Annotated in this window: 15 protein-coding genes; 9 read left to right on the top strand and 6 right to left on the bottom strand. The window is 73.5% G+C overall.

The window, feature by feature from the left end:
- Window positions 1–20 precede the first annotated feature (20 nt).
- Window positions 21–1,283, top strand: a complete 1,263-nt coding sequence (gene fabF, locus ACFYW1_RS09345; protein WP_388989491.1) for a beta-ketoacyl-ACP synthase II — start codon at window positions 21–23, stop codon at window positions 1,281–1,283.
- Between the two features lie 206 nt (window positions 1,284–1,489).
- On the opposite strand, the gene ACFYW1_RS09340 is transcribed toward fabF, so the two are convergent.
- Window positions 1,490–1,984 carry a DUF3145 domain-containing protein gene (locus tag ACFYW1_RS09340; RefSeq protein WP_388989488.1) on the bottom strand — a complete coding sequence of 165 codons (495 nt, stop codon included), beginning with the start codon at window positions 1,982–1,984 and terminating at the stop codon, window positions 1,490–1,492.
- Window positions 1,985–2,333: 349 nt separating this feature from the next.
- Here ACFYW1_RS09340 and ACFYW1_RS09335 point away from each other — a divergent pair, with 349 nt between their 5' ends.
- Entirely contained in the window at window positions 2,334–3,248 is a 915-nt protein-coding gene (locus ACFYW1_RS09335; RefSeq protein WP_388989485.1) for an SGNH/GDSL hydrolase family protein, read from the top strand.
- A gap of 11 nt (window positions 3,249–3,259) precedes the next feature.
- Window positions 3,260–4,258, top strand: a complete 999-nt coding sequence (locus ACFYW1_RS09330) for an aldose epimerase family protein (RefSeq protein ID WP_388989482.1) — start codon at window positions 3,260–3,262, stop codon at window positions 4,256–4,258.
- Between the two features lie 58 nt (window positions 4,259–4,316).
- Here the strand turns inward: ACFYW1_RS09330 and ACFYW1_RS09325 are convergent, their stop codons facing one another.
- Window positions 4,317–6,788, bottom strand: a complete 2,472-nt coding sequence (locus ACFYW1_RS09325; protein ID WP_388989479.1) for a glycoside hydrolase family 3 protein — start codon at window positions 6,786–6,788, stop codon at window positions 4,317–4,319.
- Between the two features lie 160 nt (window positions 6,789–6,948).
- Here ACFYW1_RS09325 and ACFYW1_RS09320 point away from each other — a divergent pair, with 160 nt between their 5' ends.
- Window positions 6,949–7,545 (top strand): TetR/AcrR family transcriptional regulator, encoded by a 597-nt coding sequence (locus ACFYW1_RS09320; RefSeq protein ID WP_388989476.1) that lies wholly within the window; start codon window positions 6,949–6,951, stop codon window positions 7,543–7,545.
- Between the two features lie 243 nt (window positions 7,546–7,788).
- Here the strand turns inward: ACFYW1_RS09320 and ACFYW1_RS09315 are convergent, their stop codons facing one another.
- The 3 genes from ACFYW1_RS09315 to ACFYW1_RS09305 all read right to left on the bottom strand — a co-directional run bounded on the left by ACFYW1_RS09315 (window position 7,789) and on the right by ACFYW1_RS09305 (window position 10,248).
- Window positions 7,789–8,619 carry an EI24 domain-containing protein gene (locus tag ACFYW1_RS09315; RefSeq protein ID WP_388989472.1) on the bottom strand — a complete coding sequence of 277 codons (831 nt, stop codon included), beginning with the start codon at window positions 8,617–8,619 and terminating at the stop codon, window positions 7,789–7,791.
- Window positions 8,620–8,710: 91 nt separating this feature from the next.
- Entirely contained in the window at window positions 8,711–9,139 is a 429-nt protein-coding gene (locus tag ACFYW1_RS09310) for an organic hydroperoxide resistance protein (protein WP_388989469.1), read from the bottom strand.
- A gap of 89 nt (window positions 9,140–9,228) precedes the next feature.
- On the bottom strand, window positions 9,229–10,248 hold the full coding sequence (locus ACFYW1_RS09305) for an NADP-dependent oxidoreductase (RefSeq protein ID WP_388989465.1): 1,020 nt from the start codon (window positions 10,246–10,248) through the stop codon (window positions 9,229–9,231).
- Window positions 10,249–10,437: 189 nt separating this feature from the next.
- Between ACFYW1_RS09305 and ACFYW1_RS09300 the strand changes: the two genes are divergently transcribed.
- The 4 genes from ACFYW1_RS09300 (at window position 10,438) to ACFYW1_RS09285 (ending at window position 14,396) form a co-directional block, all read left to right on the top strand.
- A complete protein-coding gene (locus tag ACFYW1_RS09300; protein WP_388989462.1) occupies window positions 10,438–10,902 on the top strand; it encodes a MarR family winged helix-turn-helix transcriptional regulator in 465 nt (154 codons plus the stop codon).
- Window positions 10,903–11,015: 113 nt separating this feature from the next.
- Entirely contained in the window at window positions 11,016–11,582 is a 567-nt protein-coding gene (locus ACFYW1_RS09295; RefSeq protein WP_388989459.1) for a hypothetical protein, read from the top strand.
- Window positions 11,583–11,772: 190 nt separating this feature from the next.
- Window positions 11,773–12,810 carry a rod shape-determining protein gene (locus tag ACFYW1_RS09290; RefSeq protein ID WP_388989456.1) on the top strand — a complete coding sequence of 346 codons (1,038 nt, stop codon included), beginning with the start codon at window positions 11,773–11,775 and terminating at the stop codon, window positions 12,808–12,810.
- A 65-nt stretch (window positions 12,811–12,875) separates the two neighbouring features.
- Window positions 12,876–14,396 (top strand): GAF domain-containing protein, encoded by a 1,521-nt coding sequence (locus ACFYW1_RS09285; protein ID WP_388990152.1) that lies wholly within the window; start codon window positions 12,876–12,878, stop codon window positions 14,394–14,396.
- A gap of 77 nt (window positions 14,397–14,473) precedes the next feature.
- On the opposite strand, the gene ACFYW1_RS09280 is transcribed toward ACFYW1_RS09285, so the two are convergent.
- A complete protein-coding gene (locus ACFYW1_RS09280) occupies window positions 14,474–14,905 on the bottom strand; it encodes an Lrp/AsnC family transcriptional regulator (RefSeq protein ID WP_383762678.1) in 432 nt (143 codons plus the stop codon).
- A gap of 147 nt (window positions 14,906–15,052) precedes the next feature.
- Here ACFYW1_RS09280 and ACFYW1_RS09275 point away from each other — a divergent pair, with 147 nt between their 5' ends.
- The gene (locus tag ACFYW1_RS09275) at window positions 15,053–16,261 is read left to right on the top strand and encodes an MFS transporter (protein WP_388989452.1); all 1,209 of its coding nucleotides are present in this window, start codon (window positions 15,053–15,055) and stop codon (window positions 16,259–16,261) included.
- Window positions 16,262–16,274: the final 13 nt, after the last annotated feature.

Raw genomic sequence — 16,274 nt, 5'->3', positions numbered from 1 at the left:
CACGTGGAGAAGATTTTCCAGTGAACTCGACCAATCGCACCGTGGTCGTCACCGGTATCGGCGCAACCACTCCGCTGGGTGGCGACTCGGCGTCGACCTGGGAAGGTCTGATGGCCGGTCGTTCCGGCGTCAAGCCTCTCGAGGGCGAACGTTTCGCCGAACTCCCTGTCCGGATCGCCGCCCTCGCGGCCGTCGACCCGGGCGAGGTACTGCCCCGCCCGCTCGCCCGCAAGCTGGACCGCTCGGCGCAGTTCGCGCTGATCGCGGCCCGCGAGGCGTGGGCGGACGCCGGCTTCACCGGCAAGGCCGGTGAGGACGAGAAGATCCAGCCCGAGCGGCTGGGCTCGGTCATCGCCTCCGGCATCGGCGGCGTGATCACCCTGCTCGACCAGTACGACGTGCTGAAGGAGAAGGGCGTACGCCGCGTCTCCCCGCACACCGTTCCCATGCTGATGCCCAACGGCCCGGCGGCCAACGTCGGCCTGGAGGTCAACGCCCAGGCCGGTGTGCACACGCCGGTCTCCGCCTGCGCCTCGGGCGCCGAGGCGATCGGGTACGCCGTCGAGATGATCCGCACCGGCCGCGCCGACGTGGTCCTCGCCGGTGGCACGGAGGCGGCGATCCACCCGCTGCCGATCGCCGCGTTCGCCAACATGATGGCGATGTCCAAGAACAACGAGGAGCCCGAGAAGGCCTCCCGTCCGTACGACACCGGCCGTGACGGCTTCGTCCTCGGCGAGGGTGCGGGCGTCGTCGTCCTGGAGTCCGCGGAGCACGCCGCGAAGCGGGGCGCCAAGGTGTACTGCGAGGTGCTGGGCCAGGGCCTGTCCGCGGACGCGCACCACATCGCGCAGCCCGAGCCGACCGGCCGCGGCATCGCCGCCGCGATGGAGAACCTGCTGGAGCAGACGGACCTCAAGCCGTCCGAGGTCGTGCACCTCAACGCGCACGCCACCTCGACGCCGCAGGGCGACGTCGCCGAGCTGAAGGCCCTGCGCAAGGTGCTGGGCGACGACCTCGACCACGTCGCGATCTCCGCGACGAAGTCGATGACCGGGCACCTCCTCGGTGGCGCCGGCGGCATCGAGACCGTCGCGACGGTCCTGGCGCTGCACCACCGGATGGCCCCGCCGACGATCAACGTGGACCACCTCGACGAGGCCGTGGAGGCGGACATCGTGCGCGACGAGCCGCGACCGCTGCCCGAGGGTTCGATCGCCGCGATCAACAACTCGTTCGGTTTCGGCGGCCACAACGTGGTCCTGGCGTTCCGCAGCGTCTGACCCCCGGCCCCCGGCCCGGTCACCGAAGAGGCCCGCCTCCCCCGAATTCGATTCGGGGGAGGCGGGCCTCTTCGGTCATGTCCGCGGTCGTGTCCCGTCCTGCCCCCGGTCGCGCCTTCGGTTGCACCGGAGCGTTCGGGGGCGCCCGGCGGGGATTTCTCCGGTTCCGCACGCCCCCGGGACCCGTTCCGGGCCGTTCGCGGCCCTCACACCACCTGGTGCAGCCACCGCACGGGCGCGCCCTCGCCCGCGTGCCGGAAGGACTCCAGCTCGTCGTCCCACGGCTTGCCGAGCAGTTTGGCGACCTCGGCCGCCAGCTCCGTCTCGCCCCGCGCGGAGCGCGCGAGCGCCGCCCGCAGCCGGTCCTCGGGCACCAGGATGTCGCCGTGCACCCCGGTGACGGCGTGGAAGATGCCCAGGCCGGGGGTGGAGCTGTAGCGCTCGCCCTCCGCGGCGGAGCTCGGCTCGGCCGTCACCTCGAACCTCAACAGGTCCCAGCCGCGCAGCGCGGAGGCCAGCTCGGACGCCGTGCCGGGGCGGCCCTGCCAGGAGAATTCGGACCGCCAGGTGCCGGGGGCCGCGGGTTGTCTGATCCAGTCCAGCTGGACCCGCACCCCGAGGACACCCGCCACCGCCCACTCGACGTGGGGGCAGAGCGCGCGCGGTGCGGAGTGAACGTACAGAACTCCACGTGTCGTCACCGGGACCTCCAGTGTGGGACGAAGTTCGCCTTCCCCAGCGGCCTCGCGCCCGTGCCGCCTCTTCCCGGCCGGCTCCCGAGGTCGTCATCAGTAAACAGCATCGGGGTGAAACTCCTGAAAAGGGAAAGTATGTGACGTGGTGTGATTTCCGGAATGCCACCCGAGTGGAGCCGGGCCGGGGAGGCGTCGCCGGTTCGACGAGGAAAAGCTACCGCGCGGGGGCGCCCGGGGTGTGACGTACGGTCGGTCCCGGGCACATCATTCGCGCAGCTTTCACCCGCCGGGGCGGCGGGGCCTTCCGACCGGTGCCGCGCAGAGGTGCCGGGGGCATGAGCGAAAGGACCCGAGGATGCAGGATCGTTCCGTCCGCCGTCGGTCGCGTACCGCGGCGGTCGTCCTGGCAGTGGCCTCACTGCTGGGCACGGCCGCTCTGTCCGGCTGTGACTCCGGGCACGACGGGACGACGAAGGGGGCGGCGGCCGGCCGGAAGCCGTCGGCCAGACCCGCTCCGGTCTGGGACCGCAGCCCCGGTTCGGTGGCCGCCGTGGGCGACTCCATCACCCGGGGCTTCGACGCCTGTTCGGTGCTGACGGACTGCCCGGAGGTGTCGTGGGCGACCGGTACGGACGGAGCGGTGCGCAGTCTGGCCGTGCGGCTGCTGGGGGCGTCGGGGGCCGCGGCCCGGAGCTGGAACCACGCGGAGACGGGGGCCCGGATCGCGCAGCTGCCGGAACAGATGGCGCTGGCCGCGGAGGAGAAACCCGATCTGGTGACGGTGATGATCGGTGCCAATGACGCCTGCCGGGACTCGGCGCGGCACATGACGCCGGTGGACGACTTCCGCACGTTCTTCGAGACGTCGATGCGCCGGCTGCGGGCCGGGGCCCCGAAGGCCCAGGTGTACGTGTCGAGCGTGCCGGACCTGAAGCGGCTCTGGTCGACGGGGCGCGGGAACCCGCTGGGCAAGCAGATCTGGAAGCTGGGGATCTGCCGGTCGATGCTGGGCGACGCGGACGACCTGGGCGCGGCGGCGGTGGCCCGCCGGGACTCGGTGCGCGAGCGGGTGGTGGCGTACAACGAGGTGCTCCGGGAGGTCTGTGCGAAGGACCTGCGCTGCCGCTACGACGGCGGGGCGGTCTTCGCCTACCCGTTCACCGGGGCACAGCTCAGCCGGTGGGACTGGTTCCATCCGGGGCGGGACGGGCAGGCGCGGCTGGCGGAGATCGCGTACCGCAACGTCACGGCGGCCCGGCCGCCCGCGTAGGGTCGTCGAACATGATCACTGGTTCGGGCACGGCTGTGCGCACGGAAGAGTTCGGCACCCTCGCGGACGGCACCCCGGTGCACCGCTGGACGCTGGAACGGGACGGCACGCGGGTGCGGGTGCTGACGTACGGCGGCATCGTGCAGTCGGTGGAGGTGCCGGACCGGGCCGGGGCGCGGGCGGACGTCGCGCTCGGGCTGCCGGACCTCGCCGGGTACGAGACGTTCACCGGGCCGTACTTCGGCGCGCTGGTCGGGCGGTACGCGAACCGGATCGGCGGGGCCCGGTTCGAACTGGACGGGTGTGTCCACCGGGTGACGCCCAACGAGGGCCGCAACCAGGTGCACGGCGGGGCCAGGGGCTTCGACAAGCGCGTGTGGCGGGCGCGGGAGGTGGCCGACGGCGTCGAGCTGCTGCTGGTCGCCGAGGACGGCGAGGAGGGCTTCCCGGGGCGGCTGACGATGTCGGCGGCGTACACCCTGGACGAGGGCGGGGCGCTGCGGATCACGTACCGGGCCACGACCGACGCCCCGACGGTGCTGAACCCGACCAACCACACGTACTGGAACCTGGCGGGCGCCGGCCGCGGCAGCGCGCTGGGGCAGGAGCTGCGGATCGCGGCGGGGCGGATCACCCCGGTGGACGCCGAGTCGCTGCCCACGGGCGGGTTCCTGCCGGTGGAGGGCACCCGGTTCGACTTCCGGGCGCCTCGTGCGCTCGGCCCGGCCTACGACCACAACTTCGTGCTGGACGCGGACGCTCCGGGGCCGGCGGCCGAGCTGTACGACGCGGGTTCGGGGCGCGTGCTGACCGTGACGACGACGGAGCCGGGCCTCCAGCTGTACACGGCGGACCACTTCGACGGGCGGCCGTTCGGCCCGTGCGCCGGGGTCGCGCTGGAGACCCAGCACTTCCCGGACTCCCCGAACCGGCCGGAGTTCCCGAGCACCGTGCTGCGGCCGGGCGAGGAGTTCGTCTCGACGACCGTGTACGGGTTCTCGGTGCGCTGAGCGGGCCGGTACGGCGGAACCCCCGGGCGGCGGCCGGTCGCCGCCCGGGGGTTCTCCGCTACTTCTCGATCTCGACGACCGCGGTGCGGCGCACGTCGCCGAGCGAGTGGGCCGCCTGCACCTCGTACGCGCCGGGGACCAGGACCCAGTCGTACGCCTCCTCGTCCCAGATCTCGTACGCGCGCCGCTCCAGCGCGATCACCGCGTCGGCGCTCTCGCCGGGGGCCGCCTCGACCCGGGCGAAGCCGGCGAGCCGGCGGGCGGGGCGGCCGGCGTCGGCGTGCCGGGGCGCCAGGTAGACCTGGACGGTCTCGGCGCCCGGCCGGGTGCCGGTGTTGCGGACGCGGACAGTGACGGAGTCCCGGCCGGCCACCAGGCTCTCGTACTCCCAGGTGGTGTAGCCGAGTCCGTGGCCGAAGGGGTAGGCGGGCGTGGTGCCGGCCCTCTCCCAGGCCGGGTAGCCGACGAAGACTCCCTCGTCGTAGTGGAGCCGGCCGTCGGTGGGGGTGGTGGAGGAGACGGGGACGTCGGCGAGCGCGACCGGCCAGGTGGTGGGCAGTCGGCCGCCGGGTTCCTCGGCGCCCAGCAGGACGTCGGCCAGCGCGTGGCCGGCTTCCTGGCCGGGGAACCAGCCGAGCAGTACGGCGGCCACCTCCTCGCGCCACGGGAGTTCCACCGGGGAGCCGGAGTTGACGACCACGACGGTGCGGGGGTTGACGGCGGCGACGGCGGCGACGAGTTCGTCCTGGTGGCCGGGGAGCCTCAGATCGGTGCGGTCGAAGCCCTCGGACTCGACGCGTTCGGTGGTGCCGACGACGACGATCGCGGCGTCCGCGCCGCGGGCGGCCTCGACGGCCTCGGCGATCAGCTCGGCGGGGTCGCGGCGCGGGCCGAGGTGGCAGAGGGAGAACGAGACGCCGAGGATCGGTCCGTCCTCGGCCAGGGTCTCGGGGACCTGGCGCAGCGAGACGTGGACGGGTTCGCCGGCGGCGAGGGTGATCCGGCCGCGCTCCAGGGGGTTGCCGAAGAACGCCTCGCCGGGATCGGCGGAGCCGGTGACCCGGTGGACGCCGTCGTACAGGGTCTCGTCCGCGACGGTGAGGGTGAGCGCCCCGGTGCCCCGGGTGCCGAAGACGTGCTCGCCGCTGTCGCGCGGGACGAAGGTGCCGGTGATCTCGACGCTGTGCAGCCGGTCGCGGGTGACGCCGGCGGGAAGGTCGTCGCCGAGCCACTGGAGGGTGCCGTCGTGCAGCGGGGCGGAGCCGATGACGGTGCCGTCGGCGTCGCGGCAGACGGCCCGGAGCTCGAAGCCCTTCTGGGCGGGGACGAGTTCGTCGTTCGGGTCGGCGCCGACCCGGTAGTCGAGCACCCCGTCGGGAAGGGCCGCGGCGAGGCCGTCCAGCGGGGTGACGACGTGGTGCGGGAAGACCTGGGCGGAGCCGCCGCCGAGGACCCGGGCGTCCCGGGCGAGCGCCCCGCTGAGCGCGATCCGGCGGACGGCGCCGGCGGCCAGGGGCAGGGCGGCGCGTTCGTTGCGGACCAGGACGAAGGAGCGGCGGGCGATCTCGCGGGCCAGGGCGTCGCCGTCGAGGGCGCCGGGGTACGCGGCCGGGTCGACGACGGGCGGGGCGCCGTCCAGGAGGCCGACGCGGGCGGCCAGCCGCAGCACGTTGCGCACGGCGCCGTCGACGACGGACTCCTCGACCTCCCCGGCCCGTACGGCGTCGGCGAGCGCCTTCCCGTAGACCGTCCTGGGGCCGGGCATCGCGACGTCGAGGCCGCCGCGGGCGGCGCCGACGGTGGAGCGGGCGGCCAGCCAGTCGGAGACGACGAAGCCGTCGTAGCCCCACTCGCCGCGCAGCACCGTGTTCTGGAGGTGGTGGTGCTCGGTCATGGTGGAGCCGTTGACCCGGTTGTAGGCGGACATGATGCCCCAGGGGTGGGCGTTCCTGACGATCCGTTCGAAGGGGGCCAGGTAGACCTCGCGCAGCGCGCGCGGGGCGACGACGTTGTCGACGGTGAAGCGGTCGGTCTCGGCGTCGTTGGCGACGAAGTGCTTGACGGTCGTGCCGACGCCGCCGTCCTGCACCCCGCGCACGTAGCCGGTGCCGATCTCGCCGGTGAGGTACGGGTCCTCGCTGTACGCCTCGAAGTGGCGTCCGCCGAGCGGGGAGCGGTGGAGGTTGACGGTCGGGGCGAGCAGCACGTGCACCCCCTTGCGGCGGGCCTCCTGGGCGAGCAGCCGGCCGGCCCGGCGGGCCAGTGCCGGGTCCCAGGTCGCGGCGAGCGCGGTGGGCGAGGGGAGCGCGACGGACGGGTTGTCGGCGCTCCAGGAGACGCCGCGGACGCCGATCGGCCCGTCGGACATCACCAGGGAGCGCAGCCCGACGGCGGGTATCGCGGGCAGGGACCACATGTCCTGGCCGGCCAGGAGCCGGGCCTTGTCGTCGAGTCCCAGCGCGGCGAGCGCCGCTTCGACCGCGGCCTCGCGGACCGCCTCGGGGTTGCTGGGTGTGGACGTGTCCGCCACGGCCGTACCTCCTCGTCGGGTTTTCTGCGCTGAACGCCTCCATACTCGCCCCCGCAACCGGTAGATCGGTAGGTTTCGTCATCGTTCCGTTATTTTTCGGGATGGCGTACGGTGCGGTCCGGGGGACGGGACCCATGGCGTGCCGGAAGGGGCCGGGGAGATGGCGCGGGCCAGAAGCGCGGAGCGGCGGGCGGAGATCGTCCGGGCCGCTCTCGAAGTGATCGCCGAACGCGGCTACCGCGGCGCCTCCCTGAGCGCCGTCGCCGAGCGGGTCGGCCTCAGCCAGCAGGGCCTGCTGCACTACTTCCCGACCAAGGAGGCGCTGCTCGTCGCGGTGCTGGAGGAGCGGGACCAGTGGGACACCGGCGGCGGCACGCGGAGCGACGGCGTCTGGCGGATCGAGCTGCTGGCCTCCCTCGTCGAGTACAACGCGATGCGCCCCGGCATCGTCCAGACGTTCTCGGCGCTGCTGGGCGAGAGCGTGACGGAGGGTCATCCCGCGCGGGAGTTCTTCACCCGCCGCTACACCCAGGTCCGGGCGAGCATGGCGGCGATACTGCGCGCCGAGTACGGCGAGCGGCTGCCGGGCGGGCTGACGCCGGAGCGCGCGGCGCCGCTGCTCGTGGCGGTGCTGGACGGGCTCCAGTACCAGTGGCTGCTGGACCCCGACTCGGTGGACATGCCCGCGGCGTTCGAGGACTTCCTGGCCCTGCTGCGGCCGGACGGACCGGCGGCGCCGCAGCCCCCTCCCCCGTGAAGTGCCCCTCGGGGGGAGTCAGTACGGCGAACCCGACGGAGCACCTGCGGGTGATTTCCGGCCGGTCAACGCGCGTCCGGGAGGCGGTCCGCCCGGATCGGCCACGGCGCGGCGCCCGAGGTGCTGCTCGAATTCAGCCGCCGCCGACGGGAGTTCGGAGGGAAGTGCTGAAGGGCCGGACCGGAGCGGATCGAGGGGGCGCCGGAGGCGCGCACCACCCAGGAGGCGCCGGGGCGGGGCGGTTCAGTCCCGGTCGGGGGCGTACGGGTTCGGCGCCGCGTTCCCGCCCCGCGGCCGATCCCCGGGGTCGTCGGCCCTGTCGTCCCCGGCCGCGCCGTCGGCCGGCACCAGGTCCCGTGCCAGCAGGGTGGCCCCGGCGACGGCGCCCGGCATCAGGAACACGGCGACGAACGGGATCAGGAAGACCAGCGCCAGCGGCACGCCGAAGCCGAGGACCAGTGCGCGGCGGCTGCGGAGCAGCACGAGCCGTTTCCTCAGCTCCATGCCGCGGCGCTGGAGCGCGACGGCGGTCAGCTCCTCGGCGAGGAAGTAGCCGGTGACGCAGAAGCCGAGCGCGGGGATGACGGTCTGGCCGATGACCGGGATGAATCCGAGGGCGAAGAGCAGCGCCGAGTAGAGCCCCACCCGCACCAGGACCCGGACGCTGTCACGGGCGGAGATCCACAGCTCCCGCCAGAGCGGCAGCCCGGACTCGGGGACCTCGCCGCCCTCGGTGCGGTCCACCTGCTCGGACAGCGACTCGTAGAAGGGCTGGCCCACCAGCAGCGTCACGGCGGTGAACGTGATCACGGCGAGGAACAGGCCGAGGCCGAAGACCAGCACGGTCAGGGTGGTGCGCAGCAGGCCCTGCCAGGGTGATGACCAGTCGTCGGCGAACGGGGTCGCCCAGCCCACCAGGTCGTCGGCGCCGTACCCGAGGCCGATGAACGCCGCCGCGTACAGCACGAGCGTGACGAGTCCGGGCAGCAGGCCGAAGCCGAACCAGCGCCCGTGCCGTCCGACCCAGCGCTGTCCCTTTATCAAGTAGCCGAAGCCCGCCCCAAGATCACGCATGGCGCCAGCGTACTGGGAGCGGCGGGGGCCTTCGAACAGGAAGCCGGGGCCGGGCGGTCCGGGGCTCCCCCGGCTCAAGCGGGCGGACGGGTCAGGCGACCGACAGCTCCACCTTGATGTTGCCGCGCGTGGCGTTCGAGTACGGGCACACCTGGTGGGCCTTCTCGACGAGGGCCCGCGCGGTGTCGGCGTCGACGTTCGGGATGGTCGCGGTGATCGCGACCTCCAGGCCGAAGCCGCCCTCGGCGGTCTTGCCGATGCCGACCGCGGCGGTCACCGTGGAGCCGGAGATGTCCGCCTTCTCCTGGCGGGCCACGACGCCCAGCGCGCCCTGGAAGCAGGCGCTGTAGCCCGCCGCGAAGAGCTGCTCCGGGTTGGTGCCCGCGCCGCTGCCGCCCATGGCCTTGGGCGGGTTGACGACGACGTCGAGGTTGCCGTCGTCGGACGAGACGCGGCCGTCACGGCCGTTCTCGGCGGTGGCGACGGCGGTGTAGAGCACGTTGATGTCCTGAATGGTCATGCTGAGGATTCCTCCTGCTGTGCGCCGCGACTCGCGCCCACGATCGCGACGGCCTGCCGATGAGAGTAACGGGTGTGCCGGAGCGGCTGTCAGGCGAGGGAGACGATCATCTTTCCGGTGTTCTCGCCGCGGAGCAGACCGAGGAAGGCGTCGAAGCCGTTCTCGATGCCCTCGACGGTGGTCTCGCGGTACTTCAGCTCGCCCGAGGCCAGCCAGCCGGCGACCTCCTGGACGAACTGCGGCTGGAGGTCGGAGTGGTCGCCGACGAGCATGCCCTGGATGCGCAGCCGCTTGCCGATGACGAGGGCGAGGTTGCGCGGGCCGGGCGTCGGCTCGGTGGCGTTGTACTGGGCGATCATGCCGCAGACGGTGACGCGGCCGTGCGTGTTGAGGACGGAGATCGCCGCTTCGAGGTGCTCGCCGCCGACGTTGTCGAAGTAGACGTCGATGCCGTCGGGGGCGGCCTCGCGCAGCTGGTCGACCACGGGGCCGTTCTTGTAGTTGAAGGCGGCGTCGAAGCCGTACTCCTCCACGAGAAGCCTGACCTTCTCGTCGGAGCCGGCCGAGCCGATGACCCGCGAGGCGCCCCTGAGCTTCGCCATCTGGCCGACCTGGCTGCCGACCGCACCGGCCGCGCCGGAGACGAACACGGCGTCGCCCTCCTTGAAGGAGGCGACGTCGAAGAGGCCCGCGTAGGCGGTGAGCCCGGTCATGCCGAGCACGCCGAGGTAGGCGGAGAGCGGGGCGACGGACGGATCGACCTTCACGGCGTGCTCGGCCGGGACGTCGGCGTACTCGCGCCAGCCGAGGCCGTGCAGAACGTGGTCGCCGACCTCGATGCCCACCGCGTTCGAGGCGATGACCTCGCCGACCGCGCCGCCGTCCATGGGCCGGTCGAGCTTGAAGGGCGGCACGTACGACTTCACGTCGTTCATCCGGCCGCGCATGTACGGGTCGACCGAGAAGTACCGGTTGCGGACCAGGACGCGGCCCTCGCCGGGGGCGGCGACCGGAACCTCACGCAGCGCGAGGTCCTCGGCCTTCGGCCAGCCGTGGGGGCGGGCGACGAGGTGCCATTCACGGCCGGACGCGGGAAGTGCTGCGGACATGGCTCGGGTTCTCCTCAATGGCTCACGGGGTGGGGGAACGCTCCGCCCGGGGGCCGGGCCCCTGGGGGCCGGGTCCGTGCGGGTCCGGTCCGGCCCGTCACCGGACCGGCGGACGAAATATTTCATGATGTGAAACAACCATGCTCCTGAATATTTCACCTTGTCAAGCAACCGGCTATCCTGGGTGTCATGCCCACCCCTCGCACAGACCCTCTGACCCTTGAGGTGGTCGAGCTCATCGGCACCGTCGTGGCGCGCTACCACGAGGAGTACGACGAGGCCGCCGCCGCCCACTCGCTCACCGGCGCGCAGGCACGCGTGCTCGGGCTGCTCGTGCTGGAGCCGATGCCCATGCGCCGGATCGCCCAGAAGCTGAAGTGCGAGCCGTCGAACGTCACGGGCATCGTCGACCGGCTGGAGTCCCGCGGCCTGGTGGAGCGCAGGCCCGACCCCGCCGACCGGCGGGTGAAGCTGGCCGCCCCGACGGAGCAGGGGGCGCGGATCGCGCGGGAGCTGCGCGAGTCGCTCACCTTCGCGCGGGAGCCGCTGGCCCGGCTGTCGGACGGGGACCGCGCGCTGCTGCGGGACCTGCTGCGACGGATGCTGGGCGGCCCGGCCCTCCTGCCGGAGCAGCCGGGCCCCTCCTGCGGCTGACAGTCTCCCCGCCGGGAGACCGGCTTCTCCCTGCGGCCGACGGATGAACGCGGGGCGGGCCGGTGGCACGGGGCCGACCGGTGGTGCGGGCCGTCGTGTGGAAGCGTGGTGCCATGACCGCGTCCGCGCCCTTCGGCCCCCGTGAGTTCCAGCTCGTCCTGCTGCGCCGGATGGCCGATCACCGGCCCGACCTGGTCGAGGACGCCCGGCGCGAACTGGGCGCCTCGTCCGCCGAGATGCGCGAGGCCAACCGCCGCTGGCAGGCCATGACGCGGGCGCCGCGCGGCCGGGGCGCCCCGCACCGCCACCGTTCGGTGCTCGGCGAACCCGAGTCGTCCGGGCGCCGCACGGTCGGCGACCTGGAGTGCGACGTACTGCGATGGCCGGTGCCGCTCTGGCCGGACCTGCGGTTCGAGGTGACGGTCGCGCCGGGCGGCGCCGTGTGGAACGAATGGCTGGTGCGGGCGCCGGGAGCGCCGGGCCCGCAGCTGCGCGCGATCGCGGACCTGCGGCCCTGGTCGGCCACGGTGGACGAGGTCGCGCGGGCCTTCCCGCCGGCCCGGCCGATGGAGGGCGGCGCGCCCACCAGGTGGGCCCTGGCGATCACCGGTCCGGGGACGGGGCAGCCGTACGTCGCCGAGTTCACCTGGGGGCTGTTCCAGCGACTGCTGCCGGGGTGAACCGGGGCGCGCGGCCCCGGAGCGGGCCGGGCCGGGGCGGACCGTCGCCCTTCCTGTCGGGGCGTCAGCTCCGTACCCTCCTCCGGCGCCTCCCAGCGCGCGCCGCGGCCGCGCAGGGCGCACCATGCGAGAGAGAACCGGCCGCAGCCCGGCCGGTGCCCACCCGTCCGCGCTCCCGGGAGAACCTGCCGTGACCGTCAGTCTTGAGCAGTTGCGCCGTTGCCATGTCGCCGTCGACCTCGGGGCCGCCCGGACCCGCGTGTACGTCAAGGGGCTGGGGCTCGTCGTGGACGAGCCGAGCGTCGCCGCGGTGAACACGCGTACCGGTTCGCTCATCGCGGTCGGCGCGCTCGCCGAACAGATGACGGGCCGCACCCCCGACTACATCCGGGTGGTCCGCCCGGTCTCCGGCGGAACCGTCATCGACATCGAGATGGCCCAGCGCATGCTCCGCCACCTGCTCGGCGAGAAGCTCCGCCGCCAGTTGCGCCGCAAGCCCTGGCTGCGGGCCGCCGCCTGCACCCCGCACGACAGCGATCCGCTCGCCCAGCGGGCCGCCGTGGAGACCCTGGTGGGGCTCGGGGCCCGGCGGGTCGAGCTGGTCGACACCCTGATCGCGGCGGCCGTCGGCTGCGGGCTGCCGGTGGAGCAGCCGACCGCGACCATGATCATGGTGTGCGGGGCGGCGACCACCCAGATCGCGGTGCTCTCGCTCGGTTCGATCGTGAGCGCCGTGCGCATCCCGGTCGGCGGCGACGCCATCGACCACGCGGTCATCCAGCACCTGCGCCAGCACCACGCGCTGATGCTGCCGAGCCAGTCCGTGCGCCCGCTGCAACTGGCGCTCAGCAGCAGCGGCCTGACCTCACGGGGGCCCGCCACGACCGAGATCCACGGCCGGGACGTGGCGACGGGCCTGGCCCGTTCGGTGCGGGTCGAGACGGCGGCCGTGCGCCAGGCCATCCACGCCCCGCTCACCGGCGTCCTGGACGGGCTCGGCAAGATCCTGCGCGACTGCCCGCCCGACCTGGTGGCCGATCTCGTGGACTGCGGGATCATGATGGTCGGCGGCAGCGCCCTGCTGCCCGGTCTCGACCAGATGCTGCGGGACGCGACGGGCATGCCGGTGCACATCGCGGAACGGCCGGACGTCTGCGCGGTGCTGGGGCTCGGCGCCATGCTGGACGGCCGGATCGAGCCGATGGTCCTCGACCCGCTCGCCTGCTGAGCACGAAGGGGGCGCGACCCGTGCCCGACGAGACCGAAGCCCCGCCCGCGGCGTCCGGGCTGCCGATGTTCCTGGAGGCGGTGCTCAGCATCGGTACCGACCTCGGGCTGCGGGCCACCCTCCAGCAGATCGTGGACACCACGACCACCCTGACCGGGGCCCGGCAGGGCGCGCTCGGCGTGCTCGACCAGGAGCGCGGCACCATCGGCGAGTTGTTCACCTCGGGCCTCGACGAGGACGAGCGGCGGCGCATCGGCGACTTCCCGGACGGGCACTCGGGGATGCTCGGCCTCCTCGTCGGCGCGTCGGAGCCGGTGCGCTCCGACGACCTGAGCACCGACCCGCGCTCCTGCGGGGTGCCGCCCGGCCATCCGCCGGCGCGGTCCTTCCTCGGGGCGCCGATCCGGGTGCACGGGCAGGTCTTCGGCAACCTCTACCTCACCAACAAGCGCGTCGGCGTCTTCACCGAAGCGGACGCGGCGGTGCTGAAGGCGCTGGCCTCGCAGGCCGGGATCGCGATCGCCAACGCCCGGCTGTACGAGGCGGCCCGGCAGCGGGAGCGCTGGATCGAGGGGGCCGCCGCCGTCACCAACGCGCTGCTGAGCGGCGGGAACCCGGCCGACGCGCTGACGACCGTCGCCGAGGGCGCCCGGGTGCTGGCCGACGCGTCCGCCGGGGTCATCCTCCAGCCGAACGCGGAGGGCGGCATGGAGATCGTCACCGCGTCCACGCGCGACGACCCGGCCGGCATCGTCGGCACGACCATCGCGCCCGGCTCCGACGTGCTGGTCCAACTGCTCGGCGGGGAGCCGGTGTTCATCGAGGACTCGGCCACCGATCCCCGGATGACGACGCATGTGCGGACCCGGTTCGGTCCCAGCATGATGCTGCCGCTGCGCAGCGGCGGCCGGCTGATCGGCACCCTCGCCCTGCCCCGGCGGCGCGGCGCCCGCCCGTACACGGCCGTGGACCGACTGCTGGCCTCCCAGTTCGCCTCGCAGGCCGCGCTCGCGCTGGTGCTGGCGGCCGCCCAGCACGACCGGGAGCAGCTGGCGGTGTACGAGGACCGGGACCGGATCGCCCGCGACCTGCACGACCTCGTGGTGCAGCGGCTGTTCGCGACCGAGATGATGCTGGAGTCGACCCGTCGCAGGGCCGTCGCCCCGGAGACGGACGAACTGCTCGGCAGGGCGGTCGACGAGCTGGACTCCACCATCCAGGAGGTGCGGACGACAATCTTCGCCCTCCAGCAGCCGCCCGCCGAGGCGCCCGCCACCTTTCGCGGCCGGGTGCTGCGGGAGACCGGGGGCGCCTCCGTCGTGCTCGGCTTCCAGCCGTCGGTGCACTTCACCGGGGCGGTCGACGCCCTGGTCCGGGACCCCTTGGCCGGCCGGCTGCTCACCGCGCTGCGGGGCGCCCTCGCCACCGCGCACCGGCGGGCCGGGGTGTCGGCGATCGAGGTGGAGGTGGACGCGACGGCCGCTCTCCCGGACGGGCGGACCGCGGTCCGGCTGACGGTCGCCGACGACGGCCGCGAGGAGGACGGCTCGCGCCCGGCGACCTTCACCTGGCAGGAACCGCTCTGACCGCCTCCCGCACGAGCACCGTCACGAGGCCCCCGTCACGTCACGCGGCCCCTCATCGTGCGGGCACCGCCGTCTCCTCATCGCGCGGGCGCCGCCCTGAGCGCGACCCGGGTGTTGGAGTGCGCGACGCCGGCCTCCCGCTTGAGCCTGCGCAGCAGCCCGTCCAGGGCCGCGGTGTCGGCGACGGCGGCCCGTACGAGATAGTCGTGGCCGCCGGTCACATGGACCACCTCGGTGATGCCGGGCAGGGCGAGCACCGCCCGCTCGAACACCTCGTTCGTCGTGTCGATCCGCAGCGTCACGTCGATGAAGACGACGAGGCCGGTGCGGGTGTCGGCGGCCGGATCGATGATCACGGTGAAGCCCCGGATGACGCCGTCCCGGCGCAACCGCCGCACCCGGTCGGCCGCGGCATTGGCGCTGAGCCCGACCCGCACGCCCAGGTCGCGGTACGAGATCCGGGCATCCTCCTGGAGGATGCCGAGGATTTCTCTGTCCAGCCGGTCCATACCGCGATTGTCTCAGCTTTGTCCGGTTCGCGACGGTGCGAGCCGCGGCCGGGGAGCCCGTCGACCGGGATGCCCGCCCCCGGCGGCGTTGCCCCGCATGGCCCCTTCCGGCAGGCCCGCGACCGTCGCACGCCCTTGACTGAGGGGGTGGACACCGCCGTCAAGCAGGCTTCCGCCCCGGTCGACGCACCGTCCGCGACCGCCTACCGCAACCTCGTGATGGCCACGATCGGATTCGGGCTGACCTTCTGGGCCTGGAATCTGATCGCGCCCCTGGCCGGGGACTTCAAGGAGCGGCTCGCGCTGTCCTCGTTCGAGCAGTCGCTGCTGGTCGCGGTGCCGGTGCTGGTCGGTTCGGTGGGCCGGGTGCCGGTCGGCGCGCTCACCGACAAGTACGGCGCCCGGCTGATGTTCCCGCTGGTCTCGGCGCTCACCGTCGTACCCGTGCTGCTGCTGATCCCGGCGAGGGACTCGTACGGCGCGATGCTCGCCGTGGGTTTCCTGCTGGGCCTGGGCGGCACCACGTTCGCGATCGGCATCCCGCTGGTCAACTCCTGGTTCCCCCCGGCCAAGCGGGGCCTCGCGCTCGGGGTGTTCGGGATGGGCATGGGCGGCGTCGCCCTGTCCGGGTACTTCACTCCGCGGATCGCCCAGCACGGCGACAACCTGCCGTTCCTGGTGGTCGCGGCGGCGCTCGTGGTCTACGCGGCGCTGGCCGCGGTGCTGGTCGGCGACCGGCCCGACCGGATGGTGCCGAAGGAGTCCCTCGGCCGCCGGCTGGCCGGCGCGGGGCGGCTGCGGGTCACCTGGGAGCTGTCCGCGCTGTACGCGATCGGCTTCGGCGGAATCGTCGCGTTCGGCGTCTACCTCCCCACGTACCTGAAGACCTGGTACGACCTGTCGCCCACCGACGCCGGCACGAAGGCCGCCGGGTTCGCCCTGGTCACGGTCGTCTTCCGGCCGATCGGCGGCTGGCTGTCGGACCGGGTCCACCCGGCCCTGGTCACGGCGGCGGCGCTCGGCCTGGCCGCCCTGATGGCGATCGTCCAGGCGTTCGACCCGCCACTGGCCCCGGGCGGCACGATCGCCCTGCTCTGCATGGCGGCCGGCCTGGGCACGTCGAGCGGCAGCGTCTTCGCCCTGGTCTCCCAGGTGACGCCGCAGGCGCAGGTGGGCAGCGTGACCGGGATCGTCGGGGCGATGGGCGGCCTGGGCGGTTTCGTTCCGCCCCTGGTGATGGGGGCGATCTACAGCGCGAAGGATTCGTACTCGATCGGCTTCATGCTGTTGTCGGACCTGGCGCTCGCGGGATGCGTGTACGCGTACGGCCGGATGCGGAACGTCCGGCGGGAGTGAGCCGCCCGGGGCG

Source organism: Streptomyces sp. NPDC002669 (assembly GCF_042889165.1).
In the GTDB taxonomy this organism is placed as follows: Bacteria; Actinomycetota; Actinomycetes; order Streptomycetales; family Streptomycetaceae; genus Streptomyces.
Note: the sequence above shows the minus strand (reverse complement) of the source record. Positions and strands in the feature narration are given on the sequence as shown.